This is a genomic window from Rhizobium sp. X9, from assembly GCF_018873185.1.
GTDB classification, from domain to species: domain Bacteria; phylum Pseudomonadota; class Alphaproteobacteria; order Rhizobiales; family Rhizobiaceae; genus Agrobacterium; species Agrobacterium oryzihabitans.
Window position 1 is genome coordinate 68,488 of record NZ_CP071312.1, and the last position, 15,295, is coordinate 83,782.

The 15,295-nt window shown below is 60.5% G+C and carries 15 protein-coding genes; 6 read left to right on the forward strand and 9 right to left on the reverse strand.

Annotation, left to right across the window (positions count from 1 at the left end; genetic code table 11):
* Positions 1 to 7: 7 nt before the first annotated feature.
* From JZY08_RS15475 to JZY08_RS15485, 3 genes are all read left to right on the forward strand, one after another.
* Positions 8 to 532 carry an RNA polymerase sigma factor gene (locus JZY08_RS15475; protein ID WP_216332353.1) on the forward strand — a complete coding sequence of 175 codons (525 nt, stop codon included), beginning with the start codon at positions 8 to 10 and terminating at the stop codon, positions 530 to 532.
* Positions 529 to 1,479, forward strand: a complete 951-nt coding sequence (locus JZY08_RS15480) for a FecR domain-containing protein (protein WP_216332355.1) — start codon at positions 529 to 531, stop codon at positions 1,477 to 1,479. Before JZY08_RS15475 ends, JZY08_RS15480 begins: the two co-directional genes overlap by 4 nt.
* A gap of 91 nt (positions 1,480 to 1,570) precedes the next feature.
* Positions 1,571 to 4,066, forward strand: coding sequence for a TonB-dependent receptor (locus tag JZY08_RS15485; RefSeq protein ID WP_253204113.1), 2,496 nt, complete (start codon positions 1,571 to 1,573; stop codon positions 4,064 to 4,066).
* Positions 4,067 to 4,243: 177 nt separating this feature from the next.
* Here JZY08_RS15485 and JZY08_RS15490 read toward each other — a convergent pair whose 3' ends face one another.
* From JZY08_RS15490 to kduI, 9 genes are all read right to left on the reverse strand, one after another.
* The gene (locus tag JZY08_RS15490) at positions 4,244 to 5,338 is read right to left on the reverse strand and encodes a glycoside hydrolase family 88 protein (protein ID WP_216332357.1); all 1,095 of its coding nucleotides are present in this window, start codon (positions 5,336 to 5,338) and stop codon (positions 4,244 to 4,246) included.
* A gap of 111 nt (positions 5,339 to 5,449) precedes the next feature.
* Positions 5,450 to 6,730, reverse strand: a complete 1,281-nt coding sequence (locus tag JZY08_RS15495; RefSeq protein ID WP_137038797.1) for a TRAP transporter large permease — start codon at positions 6,728 to 6,730, stop codon at positions 5,450 to 5,452.
* Positions 6,731 to 7,252, reverse strand: a complete 522-nt coding sequence (locus JZY08_RS15500; protein ID WP_082185897.1) for a TRAP transporter small permease — start codon at positions 7,250 to 7,252, stop codon at positions 6,731 to 6,733.
* 78 nt (positions 7,253 to 7,330) lie between these two features.
* Positions 7,331 to 8,308 carry a TRAP transporter substrate-binding protein gene (locus JZY08_RS15505; protein WP_216332360.1) on the reverse strand — a complete coding sequence of 326 codons (978 nt, stop codon included), beginning with the start codon at positions 8,306 to 8,308 and terminating at the stop codon, positions 7,331 to 7,333.
* A gap of 141 nt (positions 8,309 to 8,449) precedes the next feature.
* Positions 8,450 to 9,328: an amidohydrolase family protein gene (locus tag JZY08_RS15510; protein WP_216332361.1), complete on the reverse strand. Its 879-nt coding sequence runs from the start codon at positions 9,326 to 9,328 to the stop codon at positions 8,450 to 8,452.
* Positions 9,325 to 10,461 carry a D-galactarolactone cycloisomerase gene (locus tag JZY08_RS15515; RefSeq protein WP_216332363.1) on the reverse strand — a complete coding sequence of 379 codons (1,137 nt, stop codon included), beginning with the start codon at positions 10,459 to 10,461 and terminating at the stop codon, positions 9,325 to 9,327. The genes JZY08_RS15510 and JZY08_RS15515 overlap by 4 nt, the downstream gene beginning before the upstream one ends.
* A 33-nt stretch (positions 10,462 to 10,494) precedes the next feature.
* A complete protein-coding gene (gene kdgD, locus JZY08_RS15520) occupies positions 10,495 to 11,406 on the reverse strand; it encodes a 5-dehydro-4-deoxyglucarate dehydratase (protein WP_003499897.1) in 912 nt (303 codons plus the stop codon).
* A 113-nt stretch (positions 11,407 to 11,519) separates the two neighbouring features.
* The gene (kduD, locus tag JZY08_RS15525) at positions 11,520 to 12,263 is read right to left on the reverse strand and encodes a 2-dehydro-3-deoxy-D-gluconate 5-dehydrogenase KduD (RefSeq protein WP_035225647.1); all 744 of its coding nucleotides are present in this window, start codon (positions 12,261 to 12,263) and stop codon (positions 11,520 to 11,522) included.
* Positions 12,260 to 13,084, reverse strand: coding sequence for a 5-dehydro-4-deoxy-D-glucuronate isomerase (kduI, locus tag JZY08_RS15530; RefSeq protein WP_216332365.1), 825 nt, complete (start codon positions 13,082 to 13,084; stop codon positions 12,260 to 12,262). Before kduI ends, kduD begins: the two co-directional genes overlap by 4 nt.
* Before the next feature lie 174 nt (positions 13,085 to 13,258).
* On the opposite strand from kduI, the gene JZY08_RS15535 reads away from it, so the two are divergent.
* The 3 genes from JZY08_RS15535 (at position 13,259) to JZY08_RS15545 (ending at position 15,286) form a co-directional block, all read left to right on the forward strand.
* A complete protein-coding gene (locus tag JZY08_RS15535; RefSeq protein ID WP_216332366.1) occupies positions 13,259 to 14,056 on the forward strand; it encodes an NAD(P)-dependent oxidoreductase in 798 nt (265 codons plus the stop codon).
* Between the two features lie 133 nt (positions 14,057 to 14,189).
* On the forward strand, positions 14,190 to 14,927 hold the full coding sequence (locus JZY08_RS15540) for a FadR/GntR family transcriptional regulator (protein WP_137038802.1): 738 nt from the start codon (positions 14,190 to 14,192) through the stop codon (positions 14,925 to 14,927).
* Between the two features lie 41 nt (positions 14,928 to 14,968).
* Positions 14,969 to 15,286 carry a cupin domain-containing protein gene (locus JZY08_RS15545; protein ID WP_216332368.1) on the forward strand — a complete coding sequence of 106 codons (318 nt, stop codon included), beginning with the start codon at positions 14,969 to 14,971 and terminating at the stop codon, positions 15,284 to 15,286.
* The last annotated feature ends 9 nt before the right edge of the window (positions 15,287 to 15,295 follow it).

Consider the following 15,295-nt stretch of genomic DNA (forward strand, 5'->3'; position numbering starts at 1 on the left):
CCGCCTCATGTGGAGCAAGCCCACGTCACGCGCACTCGTTGATGATGCCGTACAGCTCTATTATGAGGAACTGTGCAAGGCCATGAACCGGCGCGGGCACACGACCGCCATTTCGCAGGAGATCGTCCACGATCTTTACGTGCGGCTGACTGGAAAACCGAGGTTGCCTGAGAATACCTCGCTCATCCGCGCCTTCCTGGTCCGCGCCTGCGCCAATCTCGGCATTGACCGCCTTCGTCGCGAACAATTCGAGCGCAGGCTGTTTTCCGGCAGCATGGAAGAAGCGCTCGCCGCCCCGCAGCCGGTAGCCGATGCGGACAGCCTTGCCGATAGGGAACATCGCCTGAAAGTGTTGCGCCGCGCGGTGATGGGCATGTCGTTGCAGCGCCGGCGGGTCTTTCTTGCCAGCAGCATCGGAAACCTGAATTCGCTCGAGATCGCTGAAAGAAGCGGCATCAGCAAGAACATGGTCGATCGCCATCTCCGCAAGGCCTATCTGCATTGCCTGGAATGCCTGGAGGAAACGCTGTGACGGGGGCGGTAAAAACCGCTTCGGCGCTGCGCGAGGAAGCCGTCGACTGGTTTCTGCAACGGCGGGAAAGGCCGGACGACTCAGCACTGGCAGCGGATTTCGATGCCTGGCTCACCAGGGATGAGAGACATGCAAAAGCCTATGAGCGTGTCCGATGTCTGATGGGCGACGCCAGCGCCCTGCTTGCGGCTGATCGGGCGTTTCTCCTGAAGGCGACCCGCAAGCGCGGCAGCGCCAAAGGCAAGGCGGCAGCGGCGGCAATTGCCGGCGTCTCGCTGCTATCAGGTTTTTACCTGACCGATATGCCCATGCGCCTGCGTTCCGACCATATGTCCGCCACGGCGGAGCGGCAGGTCGTCACCACGCCGGACGGTTCAACCATTACCCTGAACGCCAATTCGGCCATCGCCCTGCGTTTTTCCGCAAAGGAGCGGCGTCTACTGCTGCTACGCGGTGAAATCTTCGTAGAAGTCGCGCCCGATGCGGCGCGGCCCTTTTCCGTCGAGGCCGCCGGCGGCACGACCACCGCGCTCGGCACCGCCTTCGACATCGATATGCGCAACGAGGCAACGAGCGTGACGGTGCTGGAACATAGCGTATCCGTGGTGACAGGCCAGCAGGGCCAGAACGGCCGGCTTAACGAAAACCAGCGCGTCGACTATTCGTCCGATGGCCTGCTGGGCAGCATTGAAACGGTCGACCCCTCCTCCATCGCCGCCTGGCGCAACGGCCGCTTCGTCTTCGAGGACAGGCCGCTTTCCGAAGTGCTGGAGACCTTTGAGCGTTATCTTCCCGGCCGCATCGTCGTGACGCGGGAGAGCCTTAGGAGAAAACGGCTGTCGGGCAATTTCGACCTTTCCGACCCGGGCACGGCCCTTGCGGATCTGGCCGCCGCGCTTGAGATCGGTGTCGTCAGGGCGGGTCCTTATCTGACCGTTCTTTATTGAATGAAATTTCTCCGGCGGAGGTGTCCCTGAAAAGCGGGCTCGTTCGTTCGTGAAGCAGAACCCCATTTGCTGCCCCGGAGAGGTGCCCGCCATGACAAGACCAGAACCGACTTTCCGCCACCGGACCCGCGTATCGCTATTATCCATTTTGCTTGCGAGTGCGGCGGCGGCAACCATTCCGGCATCGGCCCTGGCGCAGCAGACGCAGCGGATCGCGATCAATCTGCCCGCCGGCAACATGGCAAGCGCGCTTAACCGCCTTGCCAGCCAGTCCGGCCTTCAGATGGTCTATGACGCCTCTGTCGCCAGAGGCCTCAAAAGCGCTCCTGTTTCGGGCACCATGACCCCGGCCGAGGCGCTGGAACGGCTGCTTTCCGGAACCGGAATCCGCTACCAGTTCATCGGTGAAAAAACCGTCAGGATGGAGATGGCGAGCCGTTCCGCCGGAACGACCGAAAATGGTGACGGAACGCTTCTCGAGCCGATCACGCTCAAGGGCGGCCGTGTGTTCAACGGCGACGCGCCAAGCGTTGTCGAGATCGATCAGGTCGCCATCGAGGCGGCGCAAGCCACCTCCCTGCCGCAACTTCTCCAGAAGACGCCCGGTGTCAGTTCCAGCGGCGGCGTGCGATTGCAGGGGCAATCCACCGCCATTCGCGGCTTCGCCCGCCAGTCAGACGTGCGCCTTCTGCTCGATGGCGCTCCGAAGAACTTCGAGCGCTACGATCAGGGCACGGTCTTCATTGATCCGGAACTGCTCAAACGCGTGGAAATCCAAAAGGGCGCGACATCCGTTCGTTATGGCAATGGCGGCTTCGGCGGCACCGTCATCATGGAAAGCAAGACGGCCTCCGACATGCTGAAACCGGGACAGACCTTCGGCGCCTGGGGCAAGACGAGCTATCAGTCGGCCAACAGGCAGCAGCTCGGATCGGCCGCCATTTACGGCAAATCGGATTTCGGCGGCCCCGTGACCTATGACGGGCTTGCCTCGGTGATCTGGCGCAAGAGCGACAATGTGCGCGTCGGCGGCGGACAGGTCTATGACGCCTCCAACGACAAGATCACCTCCTTTTCCGCCAATGCCGGCGCTGCCTATGACGGCCACGAGCTGCGCGCCTCGGTGATCTACGGCAAATCCGCCGATTACGGCCCGCTTGCCGCCAATCGCGGCGATCTGGGTCTCACCGCCTACACCATCAAGACCTATGGTTACGATCTGGCGCGGCTGAGGGCACTTGCCTGGCGCGACATGGAGGACTTTTCCTCGACGCTGAAATATTCCTATGACGGCGACAGCGATCTCGTGAATTTCAAGGCGATGGCGAGCTTCTCCGCCACCAGCCTCGACATGACCCGCCCGACCATTCCGGGTTTCGTTCCCAGCGGATCGCTGGGCGGCATGCAGGACGACACGAAATATACCGACTTCAAGCTGGAAGCGGAGAACACCTCCAATTTCGAACTGGGCGGATTGTCCCACGTCGCCAATTACGGCGTGCAATATATGCGCCACGACCGGGACTCGTGGATGTACGACATCGCCAACCGCACCAGTGCGCAATATAATTACGGCTATTATGCATCGTGGATCAAACCGGAAGGCACGCAGGAAACCATAGCGGCCTTTTTCCGTGACGAAATCAGCCTGACGGACACCTTCAAGGTGACACCCGGCATCAGGTTCGACCACGTCCGCTCCGAAGGCGTTCCAAATGCGGCGCCGCGCTTTAACACTCCGGCCGCCGGGCACGATTATTCCGCCGTCTCCCATAGCGGCGCGACGCCGGCTCTCAGCATGCGCTGGGAAGCGGTTCCGGGCACCACCTTTTTCGCCGACTGGGCCTATGCGATGCGCGCACCCGTCATCGACGAGATCTATTCAAGCCAAAGCCTGGCAACCACGGCGTCGGGAACATCGCGCAACCTGAAAGTGGAGCGCAACAACAATTTCAACATCGGCGTCTCGCAGCAATTCGACGACGTGTTCCTGAATGGTGACAGCCTGACGGCTTCGATCGGCGGCTTTTATAACAACGTCACCAATCCCATCACGCGCCGGTTCGGTACCGCCAACCTTGCCGGCGTCAAGAACGTGCCCTTCTACTGGAACACCCCATCCTACAAGATTTACGGCCTCGATGTTTCGGCAAGCTACGATTCCGACCACATCTTCGGAAATCTCGGCCTGTCGTGGATGAACGGCTCGCGTAACGGCGCAATCAACAATGTCTATGGCCGGGATACCTATGTGAACGATCTTTCGCCGTTCACAGCCAATGTTCAGCTTGGCTACAAGCTGCCTGACTGGGATCTGGCGCTCAGCTGGAACGGACAATTCGTCGCCGCGCAGGAAAATACACCCGCCAACCAGGGGGGCGCCTCCTACGCTCGGCCCGAAAGCCCCGGCTACGCGGTCCACGGCATTGCCCTCGACTGGACGCCGAAGGAAGGCATGATGGCCGGAACGGAAGTGCACGCCTCAATCGACAACCTGTTCGACAAATATTACTTCCCCTATCTCAGCGACCGCATTGCCGCCATGCCGGGACGTAACTTCAAGCTGTCGATCAGCCGCAAGTTCTGAGCGGAAGATGACTGAGCCAGCGGACGGAGCTTTCCGCCCTGAACATCGATAAAGGGCATCCAAACCTGCCCTCACCTTCCGTCATCCTCGGGTCAAGCCCGAGGATGACGTCGAGAGTGACGAGGGCTTTGCACTACTCCCGTCAGTGGAAACCGTTTCCATTTCCTCACCCAACTATCATCTCAGAAGAAGCCCCTCGGCATAGGCCATCATCAGCGGCCCCACACCCTTGGCGTCATCTGATACGACGGGCTCGGTCAGATAATATCCCGGCGAGCCGTCGCGATAATTGCCCTCGAAGCCGCCGAGACCCGCGACATGGACGATGCCGGTGAGGCGGGTAACACCCTCTTCGTCCACCTTGAGCCGCGTCTCCAGCAGCGCCTTAAGCGCGCGGCGGCCCGCCGAAACGGCGGCATCGGCCTCCTCGCCCTTCAAAAGTCCCAGCCGGGCCGCACGCAGCAGAGCGTAGGCGAACATGGCCGACGCGGAGGTTTCCTCGTAATTTCCGGCAAGGGTCGGATTGTCGAGCACCTGCATCCAGAGACCGGCTTCCGTCTGCCGCGCAACGATGCCGGCCAGAAGCCGACGCGCGCGCTCGCGAAGCGGTGCTGTCGCGTCGTCATCGGGCAGAATGACCAATGCATCGACCAGCGCCATGGCAAGCCAGCCGACGGCGCGCGCCCAGATGGCAGGCGACTGGCCGGTCGCGGGATCAGCCCAGCGCTGGCTGCGGCTATCGTCATAACCATGGACGTATAGCCCGCCGGCATCTGCGGTGAGCGAAAGTGCGGACGAAAACTGCCTTAGCGCATCGTCGACCAACTCGGTGCGGCCTGTCACCTGCGCATATTCGATCTGGAAGGGCAGCCCCATGTAAAGCCCATCCAGCCAGACCTGTTGCGGATAACGCTGCTTGTGCCAATAATTGCCGGCGGCAATGCGCGGATGGGTGCGGAGTTGGCCGGCCAGATGGTTCGCCGCGGCAAGGTAACGCGCGTCACCCGTTTCCGCGGCAAGGGGAAAGAGAATGCGGCCGGCTAGAATATGATCGATATTATATTCTGACGGTTTGTAACCGGCGAGCGTTCCGTCCGCCGATATCTGGGCGTCGGCCAGCCGATGGAGGTGGTGACGCCAGCGCTCATCGCCACTGGCCTCGAATAAGAGCTGTAGCCCCCGATAGACACATCCATCCTCATAACACCAGCTATCGCCCTTGTAGGGCTTATAGCGAATGGAGAATTGGTCAAAATAATCAGTGGCTTTCATAGGTTTTCTCAATAAGTTCTGGATAGATGAAATGAGCCTTGCCTGCGCCAGGCCCAATGCATGACGGCCCCGCCGGAACGGCGAGGCCTTGTTTTGAAAATCCTGTTACACTCACCGGAAGAGCGACGGCAACCAAAGCGAAAGTGACGGGATATAGGTCACGGCGAGCAGCACCGCGATGCTCGCTCCGAAGAACGGCCAGATCGTCCGCATCGCCTCCCTGATCGATATGCCGCCGACCGCGCAGCCGACGAAAAGCACCGTTCCGACGGGCGGGGTGTTGAGACCGATGCCGGCATTGAGGATCATCACGACGCCGAAATGGACCGGGTCGATACCGAAGGCCTTCACCACCGGCAGCAGCACCGGGGTGGAAATGATGACCATCGGCGCCATGTCCATGAAGGTGCCGAGCAGCAGCAGGATGACGTTGATGACCAGAAGCACGATGATCGGATTGTCCGAAATCGCGCTGATGGCTGCGATCATCAGCGTCTGCACCTGGAGGAACGCCATCAGCCAGCCAAAGGCCGCCGCCGTGCCGATGACGAGCAGAACCATGGCCGTCGTCCGAACCGCTCCCATCACCGCTTCGACGAAGCCGCTCCAGTTGAGCTCGCGATAGACCAGCATGGCGACGAGGAAGGCATAGAGAACGGCGATGCAGGAGCTTTCCGTTGCGGTGAAGATGCCCGAACGCACGCCGCCGAAGATGATGCCGATCAGCAGGATGCCCGGGAAAGACGCCAGAAGATAATACATCAGCTTGGAGAAGCCGGGGAACGGCTCGGAGGGATAACCCTTGCGCCGCGCAACGATATAGGCGGTAACCATCAGGGCCGCGGCAAGCAGGAAGCCCGGAATGATGCCGGCGGTGAAGAGATCGGCCACCGAGACATTGCCGCCCGCCGCGATCGAATAAAGGATCATATTGTGCGATGGCGGGATCATCAGCGCGATGATGGCAGCATTGACGGTGACATTGACGGCATAGTCCCTGTCATAACCGCGCTTGGCCATTTGCGGGATCATCAGGCCGCCGACGGCGGATGCATCCGCCACAGCCGAACCGGAAATGCCGCCGAATAGCGTCGAGGCGACGATATTGACCTGCCCGAGACCGCCGCGCAGATGGCCGACCAGCCCTGCCGCGAAACGGATGAGGCGATGGGCGATACCGCCGCGCACCATCAGGTCACCGGCGAAGATGAAAAACGGGATCGCCATCATCGCAAACACGTTCATGCCGGAATTCATCTGCTGGAACACCACGATGGGCGGCAGGCCGAGATAAAGCACGGTAACGAAAGAAGCGATGCCAAGGCAGAAGGCGATCGGCGTGCCGATCAGCATCAGAAGGGTGAAGACACCGAAGAGGATGGTGTAAGCCATTTACGCGGCCTCCTGCACGAGAATATCCGCCGCGATCTCCTCGCCGATGGCGAGATCGACAAAACGTTCGGCCGCAAACAGCGCAATGAGGAAACCACCACCCACGAGCGGGAAGAAATCCGTGCCGCCCGGCCAGCCGAGAACCGGGACCGTTGCCGTCCATGTCCCGATGGAAAGCGATGTTCCGTACCAGGCCATGCCGACACCGAAGAAAAAGATCAGGGCAAGGCTGGTCAGGTCCATTCCCTTCTGTATGCGCGGCGGCATCATGTAACGCAGGATATCCAGCCCCAGATGCACGCTCTCCCGCACACCGACCGCGGCCCCCAGCATGATGAACCACGACATGAGGTGAAGCGACAACGGCTCCGACCAGCTGGGTGAATCGTTCAGAATATAACGGGCAAAAACCTGCCAGCCGACGATGAGCGTCATGGCGACCATGCCGATACCGGCAATATAAAGCGACACGTGACTGAGCGCGCCGAGAAATGGGCGAACCGCCCGCATGAAGTTTCGCATTTGCCTTCCTCCTCCTCCTTCAAACAAGACGGCTGCAAAAGAAAACCGGCCCTGTCGCCAGAGCCGGTTTCCCCTATGTCACTTGACCGCTTTGACCCGTTCCAGAAGGTCCTTCATCTTCGGATCGGTCACGAACTTGTCGTAGACCGGACCCATCGCTGCAGCGAACTCCTCCTTGTTGACCTTGATGACGTTGACGCCACCGGCACGCACCTTTTCTTCCGAGGCCTTTTCGCGCGCGCTCCACAATTCGCGCATCTTGCCGACAGAATCCTTCGCAGCCTGGCGCACGAGCTTCTGGTCTTCCGGAGAAAGTTTGTCCCAGGAGACCTTGGACATCACGAGGATTTCCGGGTTGAGGGAATGTTCCGTCAGCGAATAGTTCTTCGCGACTTCATAGTGGCGAGCGGATTCGTAGGACGGCCAGTTGTTTTCCGCACCGTCGACGACACCGGTTTCAAGCGAGGAATAGACCTCCCCCATCGGCATCGGCGTCGGGTTGGCGCCAAACGCCTGCATCATCGAAATCCACAGATCCGATTGCTGCACGCGGATTTTCAGGCCCTTGAGGTCCGCCAGTTTTTCGATGGGCTTTTTGGTGGTGTAGAAAGAGCGCGCACCGGAATCGTAAAAGGCCAGACCGATAAGGCCATGCGGTTCGAAGGCCGCAAGAACCTCGTCGCCGATCGGGCCGTCAACGGTATTGTGCATGTGCTCCGTCGAACGGAACAGGAAAGGCAGGCCGAGAACGGTGGTTTCCTTCACCAGATTGTTGAAGGGCGCGGCATTGACGCGGTTCATGTCGATGACGCCGAAGCGGGTCTGCTCGATGGTGTCTTTCTCGCCGCCGAGAACCGAATTGTTCATGACCTGCACCTTGATGCGGCCATTGGAGCGCTCAGACAGGAGCTCGCCCATATATTTCACGGCTTCGACCGTCGGATAACCGTCGGGATGGATGTCTGCAGAACGCAGGGTGATTTCCTGCGCCTTGGCGGAAACGCCCGCGAGCGCGATCCCCATCGCGACGCACATCATGCTTGCAATCTTTTTCATGTCTTCCTCCTCCGTTGTAACAACGGTCCAGCCCCTCCAGGCTATAGGACCGAATTTTCACGCCCATCCGGGCCGGCATGCAAAGACCTTTCACTTGATGGGACGATGGGACCTCCCTTTCCCAACCATCCCGGATTGACGCTATGCCGCCTTGAACGGTGGCAGCTTGAACAGCGCTTCAGGGTTTTCCACCAGCGCGCGTTGGCGTGCCGCCTCATCCGGCAACCAGCCAAGAACCAGTTCCGCAAGCCGCGCATCATCCGGATAGGCTGCGGTTTCACGGATTGAATTGTGCGGCCAGTTGGTGCCCCAGACGATGCGTTCCGGCGCATGGGCCGCGATTACGCGCGAAAAGGCGGCGACATCCTCATAGGGCCAGCTCTCACACGAACTTTCATACACCCCGGCGAATTTGAACCAGAGATTGCCACGGTCGATGAGCTTCAGAAGCGCGGCCATTTCCGGGCCATCGGTTTTAATGCCCCTGAAGAACTTGCCATGGTGATCAAAAACCCAGCGTGAGCGAATTTTCTCAAGTCTGGGCAGATGATCGAGCAACGTGTTGCCGTCGAACTGCACCGCCACCATCCAGTCGGCCGCATGAGCGCGCTCGTCCACCGCTTCCAGTTCGGCAAGGTTCACGGCACCGCCCGGCAGATCCATGATACGCGCGCCAACAGCGCCAGCGGCCGCCAGTTGCTCCATGTCCTTTTCCGTCGTGCCGGCATCGATGATCACCACCGCACGCGCCGCCTCGCCCATCTCCGCAACGCAGGCAAGCGTATTGGCATTGTCGCGCTGATGGGCATTGCCCTGGGTGATGATGACGCGGTCTATGCCAAGCCATTGCATCAGCTGTCGGTACTCGGCAGGCCCCGGAAGCGAGCCCGGCGGCAGGCCCGGCCCGCCCGGCAAGGCGGGATATCCCGGCAGATAGAGATGCATCTGCGTGTCCACGGCGCCCTTTGGAAAGGGCGGCTTCGGCTGGGTACCGGTCAGCTGGCGTTCAAGGTCGCTCATGCGTCCGGCATCCTGAATTCGGTGAGCGCATCGCGATTGATCTCGATGCCGAGACCCGGGCCATTGGGAATGGCGACAACGCCACCCACCGCCTCGATCGGCTGTTTCAGCACGGCCTGGCGGAAGGGATTGGGCGTGCGGTCGAATTCCATGATCGGCTCGATGGGGTTGACCCGCACCGGGTCAGGCGTCATCGCCGCCATGAATTGCAGGGCGGCGGCAATCTGCACACCGGTGCCCCAGACATGCGGCACAATGCGCACGCCGTGGAGTGTTGCGAGCGTGGCGATCTTCTGCGTTTCTGAAAAACCGCCGCAGCCGCAGAGATCGGGCTGGAGAATATCCACCGCACCGGCGGAAAGCGCCTGCCACATGCCATAACGCCCATGCCAGGTCTCGCCGCCCGCAACCGGAATAGGCTGTCCTGCCCGCACACGGGCATAGGCATCGAGCTGTTCCGGAACCACCGGTTCCTCGAACCAGTCGATGCCATAGTCAGCCGCACGGTTGCCGAGCGTTATGGCTTCCGTGACGGTATAACCATGATTGGCATCGATCATCAGCCGCATATCCGGCCCGATCGCTTCGCGCACGGCGGCGATGACGCGAAGATCCTCCTCGATGCCGAAACCGATCTTGATCTTGCAGGCTTGGAAACCGTCTGCCCGACGTTCCGCCATCTCAGCGGCATTGTCGGAAACTCGGTCGACCCCGTCGCGCTTGAAGCTGCCGGTGGCATAGGCGCGGACGCTTTCGCGCCAGCGTCCACCCAGCAGCATCGAGACGGAAGCACCGTAATGCTTGCCCTTGATATCCCAGAGCGCGATATCGATGCCGGACAAAGCGGTGAGGCTGAGGCCGCGCTGGCCCTGATCGCGCAGGGCATTATAAAGCACGGCCCAGATCTTTTCGGTCTGGCGCGGGTCCTGGCCGATGAGCCAGCCGGAATAGGCCTGAACCACGGCGGCGTTCGGTCGCGCCGGACCGAGGCATTCGCCCCAGCCGACGGTTCCATCATCGCATTCGATCTCCACCAGAATATGGGCACGCCTATCAAAGCGCATGGAGGCGCTTTCAAACGGCGTGTCCAGCCGATGTTCGAGCAGATGCGTGCGCACCGCCGTTATCTTCATCGCTCCCCTCCCGTTTTCCGGATCAGACCTTGATCAGGCTTTGCGCTTGTGCGTGCCGATCAGGGCATCGAGCATGCCGATTTCCTCGTTCGTCAGGTCCTTCAGCGGCGCACGCACCGGGCCGGCATCAAAGCCCTGCAGGCGAACGCCGGCCTTGATGGCGGAGACGGCGTAACCCTTGGCGCGGTTGCGGATCGCCATGAACGGATAGAAGAACTCCGTCAGGATACGTTCGCAGGTGGCGCGCTCGCCGGCACGCAGCGCCGCATAGAATTCGTTGGCAAGACCCGGCACGAAGTTGAAGACGGCCGAGGAATAGGTGGTGAAGCCGGCGCCGAGATAAGCTTCGGCAAACAGTTCCGCCGTCGGCATGCCGCCGAGATACATCAGGCGGTCACCCATCTTGGCGGTGATCTGGCGAACGAGACCGATATCGCCGGTGCCATCCTTGAAGCCGACAAGGTTCGGGCATTCATCGCAAAGACGCGCCAGCGTATCCGCCTGGAGCACCGAATTGTCGCGGTTATAAACCATGACACCGATGCCGACCGACTGGCAGACCTTTTTGATATGCGCGTAGAGGCCTTCCTGCGGCGCATCGATGAGGTAATGCGGCAGAAGCAGGATGCCGTCAGCACCGACCTTTTCGACGGAACGGGCGATATCGACCGCAACCTCGGTGCCGTAGCCGCAGCCGGAAACGATTGCCGTTTCACCGGCCACTTCCTTGGCAGCCGAAACGATGGTGGGGATTTCATCCGGCTTCAGCGAGAAGAACTCGCCCGTGCCGCCGGCGGCAAACAGCACCGGCGCCTTGTAACCGGCGAGCCATTCCACATGCGCCCTGTAGCTATCGGCCGCAAAACGGCCCTCGGAATCAAAATGGGTTACCGGGAAGGAGAGCAGGCCGGAGCCAAGCGCCGCCTTGATTTGTTCAGGGTTCATAATCGGTATTCCTCTGCAAGTTCACTGACTGGAAGCCACCTAAACCGCTTGCCGCATATTTGTCAACAAGTCATCATACAAGTTATATGATGAATTTTCGGAACTGGCGTAAATCAGCGCGCCAGCCAGCCGCCATCCACATTCAAAATGGCGCCATGCACATAATCCGCCGCCGGCGATGCGAGGAAAACCGCCGCCCCGGCAATGTCCTCGGAATGACCCCAGCGGCCAGCCGGGATGCGCTCGAGAATAGCCTTGTTGCGGGCCACATCCGCCCGCAACGCCTCGGTATTGTTGGTTTCGATGTAACCCGGCGCGATGGCATTCACGTTGATGCCCTTTGCGGCCCACTCATTTGCCAGAAGCTTGGTGAGACCGGCCACGCCATGTTTCGCCGCCGTGTAGGAGGGCACGCGGATGCCACCCTGAAACGACAGGAGCGAGGCGATATTGACCACCTTGCCGGAACGGCCTTTCGCCAGCAGCTCTTTCGCGAAAGCCTGCGTGGTGAAAAACAGCGCCTTGAGATTGACGTCCATCACCTCGTCCCAGTCGAGTTCGGAAAACTCGACGGAATCGGCACGGCGGATAATGCCGGCATTGTTGACGAGAATATCCAGACCGGCATTGGCAAAGCTGTCCTTCGCCGCCAAGGGATCGGCAAAGTCGATCGTGAGCGCGCTGGCCTTGCCGCCATTCTTCGCAATTAGTTCCAGCGTCTCGTCCGGCGCACGGCGGGCGGCGCAGACCACTTCCGCACCGGCGGCGGCAAGGCCGATGGCGATTGCCTGGCCGAGCCCCGTATTGGCGCCCGTCACTAATGCCTTACGCCCTTGAAGCGAAAAGGGATTTTTCATTTCAGATCCCCCGGCTGGATGAAGTCCATGTCGGTATAATCGACATTGTCTCCCGCCATCGCCCAGATGAAGGTGTAGGAGCCAATGCCGGCGCCGGAATGGATCGACCAGGGCGGCGAAACCGCACCCTCTTCATTCGAGATGAACAGATGCCGGGTTTCCTGCGGCTCACCCATCAGGTGCAGAACACGGGATTTCTCATCCATGCCGAAATAGAGATAGGCCTCCATGCGGCGATCATGAATGTGGGACGGAATGGTGTTCCAGACGGAACCGTCCTTCAGCGTCGTATAACCCAGCACCAGCTGGCAGCTTTCCATGACAAGCGGATGGATGAACTGGTTGATGGTGCGCTTGTTGGAAGTCTCCGTCGCGCCGAGCTTGACCTCCTTGCTGTCGGCAAGGCTGACGAGCTTTGCCGGCAGGCTGCGATGGGCCGGGCACGACGTGATGTAGAATCGCCCTGCCCCGTTGAAAGTAACGGCACCGCTGCCCGCGCCGAGATAAAGCACGTCGCCACGATTGAGCGTGTAGCTTTGTCCGCCGGCGCTGACGGTGCCGGTCTCGCCGATATTGACGATGCCCATCTCGCGCCGATCAAGGAAAGACGGCGTCTTCGTTTCCTCCACTTTGTCCAGCGTCAATGGTGCGCCGTTCGGCACCGCGCCGCCCATGACGAAACGGTCATAATGGGTGTAGATCAGTCTGATTTCACCGGAACGGAACATGTCGCTGGCGAGGAAATGCTTGCGAAGCCCTTCGGTATCGAGCGTTTTAGCAAATTCCGGGTTGACGGCCTGCCTTGTTTCGACGGTCAGCATCAAACTCATCCTTCATGATTGTTGCGTATAGGACATAATATATGTTATCCGCTTTTTGTACGATCTGTATGATAAGGTCAAGAGGTGCTGAGATATCTCGACCACGCCGGAGAGGCTGGATGCGGGCTTTCCGCAGCTTCGTTGATCCGCAGCCCATTCGTTAGGAGAATTGCAATGAAACGGCTTCTTGTTACCGGTGCGGCAGGCCAGCTCGGCCGCGTCATGCGCAAGCGCCTCGCACCGATGGCCGAGATATTGCGCCTTGCCGATCTTGCACCGCTCGATCCGGCCGGGCCGAACGAAGAATGCCTGCAATGCGATCTGGCCGACGCCGAGGCCGTCGATGCGATGGTGGCCGATTGTGACGGCATCGTCCATCTCGGCGGCATATCGGTGGAGCGGCCTTTCGAGCAGATCCTTCAGGGCAATATCATCGGGCTTTATAATCTCTACGAAGCCGCCCGTGCCCACGGCCAGCCGCGCATCGTCTTCGCCAGTTCCAACCACACGATCGGTTATTATTCCCAGACCGAGCGGCTCGGACCGGACGTCCCCTTCCGGCCGGACGGTCTTTACGGCGTTTCCAAATGTTTCGGCGAAAGCCTCGCCCGCATGTATTTCGAAAAATTCGGTCAGGAGACGGCGCTGGTCCGTATCGGCTCCTGCACGGCGGAACCGCAAAACCACCGCATGTTGTCGACCTGGTTTTCGCAGGATGATTTCGTATCGCTGATCGAGGCGGTTTTCCGCGCGCCGGTTCTCGGCTGCCCGGTCGTCTGGGGCGCGTCTGCGAATGATGCGGGCTGGTGGGACAATTCGCACCTCGGCTGGCTTGGCTGGAAACCGAAGGACAATGCAGAGACCTTCCGGCAGCATATTGCCGAGACAACGCCGCAACCGGACCCGAAAGATGCGGTGGCGCGGTTTCAGGGCGGCGTTTTCATCGACAACCCGATCTTCAAGGCGGACTGAAATGCCCTATGAGACCGGCAGGCGCGACAACCGGTCTTTCCTGTGCGAGGAGCGGGATTGCAAGCCGGGCCGCGAATAACGTATCGAGGAATACCGGGCGCAACCTGCACCCTTTTTTAGAACGGCGATGACAATGACAAAAGCGACAACCTCCGAACCCGCAGCTCCGCAAGCCAAGACGCTTGTGGTGAAGGTTTCGGAGGAGCTCCGCAGCCAGATCGCCAAGGGCCGTTACAAGACGGGCGAGCGCCTGCCTTCCGAAGCGCAGATGACGCAGGAATTCGGCGTGAGCCGCACCGTGGTGCGTGAGGCCATCGCGTCACTCAGATCCGATGGTCTGGTCGAACCGCGTCAGGGTGCGGGCGTCTTTGTACTGGAGCCAGCGCCAGTCGAGCGACGGCCTTTCCACAATGTCGATCTCGCCCGTGTCTCGTCGCTGATCGAAATGCTGGAACTGCGCACCGCCGTCGAGGGGGATGCTGCCGGTCTTGCCGCCCTTCGCCGCTCGCCGGCGCAGGAGGAAAAGATCATCGAAGCCTTCGATGCCTTCCGCGCCAGCGCCGCCAAGGGCATTCCGACGGCAGAAGCTGATTTCGCCTTTCACCTGGCGGTTGCCGAGGCGACCAACAATCCGCGCTTCAGTGAGTTTCTACAGGTGCTGGGCCCGACCCTCATTCCACGCCGCGCCGTTGCTGAAAACGGCACCGAAACCGTGCTTTCGCCCGCCGATCTCAACCGGCTTGTCGGCGAGCATGAAGCAATCCTGATTGCGATACAGGACGGTGACGAAGAGGCGGCCAGAAGCGCCATGCGTCACCACCTGAAAAGCAGCCAGACGCGGTATCGCGCCATGCTGCGCGCACCGCGCTGAAACTTCCCGCATATCCACATTGCAAGACCGAGGAGAACGACATGCAGCAGCTTCCGACATTCTCGACAGTTTCACCCGACGATGGCGTTGAACGCACCGTGCTGTCCGAAGCGCCTGAACTGATGGTGGTTTCGTTCCGCTTCAAGACCGGTGCGGAAGGCAAGCTGCACAGCCACCCGCATGTGCAATCCACCTATGTCGCCAGCGGCAGCTTCCGCTTTTACCGCGATGGCGAGGCTTACGACCTGCAGAAAGGCGACAGTCTCGTCGTTCCCGGCCATATCGAGCACGGCTGCCTGTGTCTGGAAGAGGGCGAGCTGATCGACTGCTTCACCCCGCGCCGCGACGATTTTCTCTGAGGGACGGCA

Excerpts from the sequence above, each read along its gene's own strand:
- JZY08_RS15475 (WP_216332353.1), top strand. The coding sequence starts at position 8 with ATGTGGAGCAAGCCCACGTCACGCGCACTCGTTGATGATGCCGTACAG.
- JZY08_RS15485 (WP_253204113.1), top strand. The coding sequence starts at position 1,571 with ATGACAAGACCAGAACCGACTTTCCGCCACCGGACCCGCGTATCGCTA.
- JZY08_RS15490 (WP_216332357.1), bottom strand. The coding sequence starts at position 5,338 with ATGAAAGCCACTGATTATTTTGACCAATTCTCCATTCGCTATAAGCCC.
- JZY08_RS15495 (WP_137038797.1), bottom strand. The coding sequence starts at position 6,730 with ATGGCTTACACCATCCTCTTCGGTGTCTTCACCCTTCTGATGCTGATC.
- JZY08_RS15500 (WP_082185897.1), bottom strand. The coding sequence starts at position 7,252 with ATGCGAAACTTCATGCGGGCGGTTCGCCCATTTCTCGGCGCGCTCAGT.
- JZY08_RS15505 (WP_216332360.1), bottom strand. The coding sequence starts at position 8,308 with ATGAAAAAGATTGCAAGCATGATGTGCGTCGCGATGGGGATCGCGCTC.
- JZY08_RS15510 (WP_216332361.1), bottom strand. The coding sequence starts at position 9,328 with ATGAGCGACCTTGAACGCCAGCTGACCGGTACCCAGCCGAAGCCGCCC.
- JZY08_RS15515 (WP_216332363.1), bottom strand. The coding sequence starts at position 10,461 with ATGAAGATAACGGCGGTGCGCACGCATCTGCTCGAACATCGGCTGGAC.
- kdgD (WP_003499897.1), bottom strand. The coding sequence starts at position 11,406 with ATGAACCCTGAACAAATCAAGGCGGCGCTTGGCTCCGGCCTGCTCTCC.
- kduD (WP_035225647.1), bottom strand. The coding sequence starts at position 12,263 with ATGAAAAATCCCTTTTCGCTTCAAGGGCGTAAGGCATTAGTGACGGGC.
- kduI (WP_216332365.1), bottom strand. The coding sequence starts at position 13,084 with ATGCTGACCGTCGAAACAAGGCAGGCCGTCAACCCGGAATTTGCTAAA.
- JZY08_RS15535 (WP_216332366.1), top strand. The coding sequence starts at position 13,259 with ATGAAACGGCTTCTTGTTACCGGTGCGGCAGGCCAGCTCGGCCGCGTC.
- JZY08_RS15540 (WP_137038802.1), top strand. The coding sequence starts at position 14,190 with ATGACAAAAGCGACAACCTCCGAACCCGCAGCTCCGCAAGCCAAGACG.
- JZY08_RS15545 (WP_216332368.1), top strand. The coding sequence starts at position 14,969 with ATGCAGCAGCTTCCGACATTCTCGACAGTTTCACCCGACGATGGCGTT.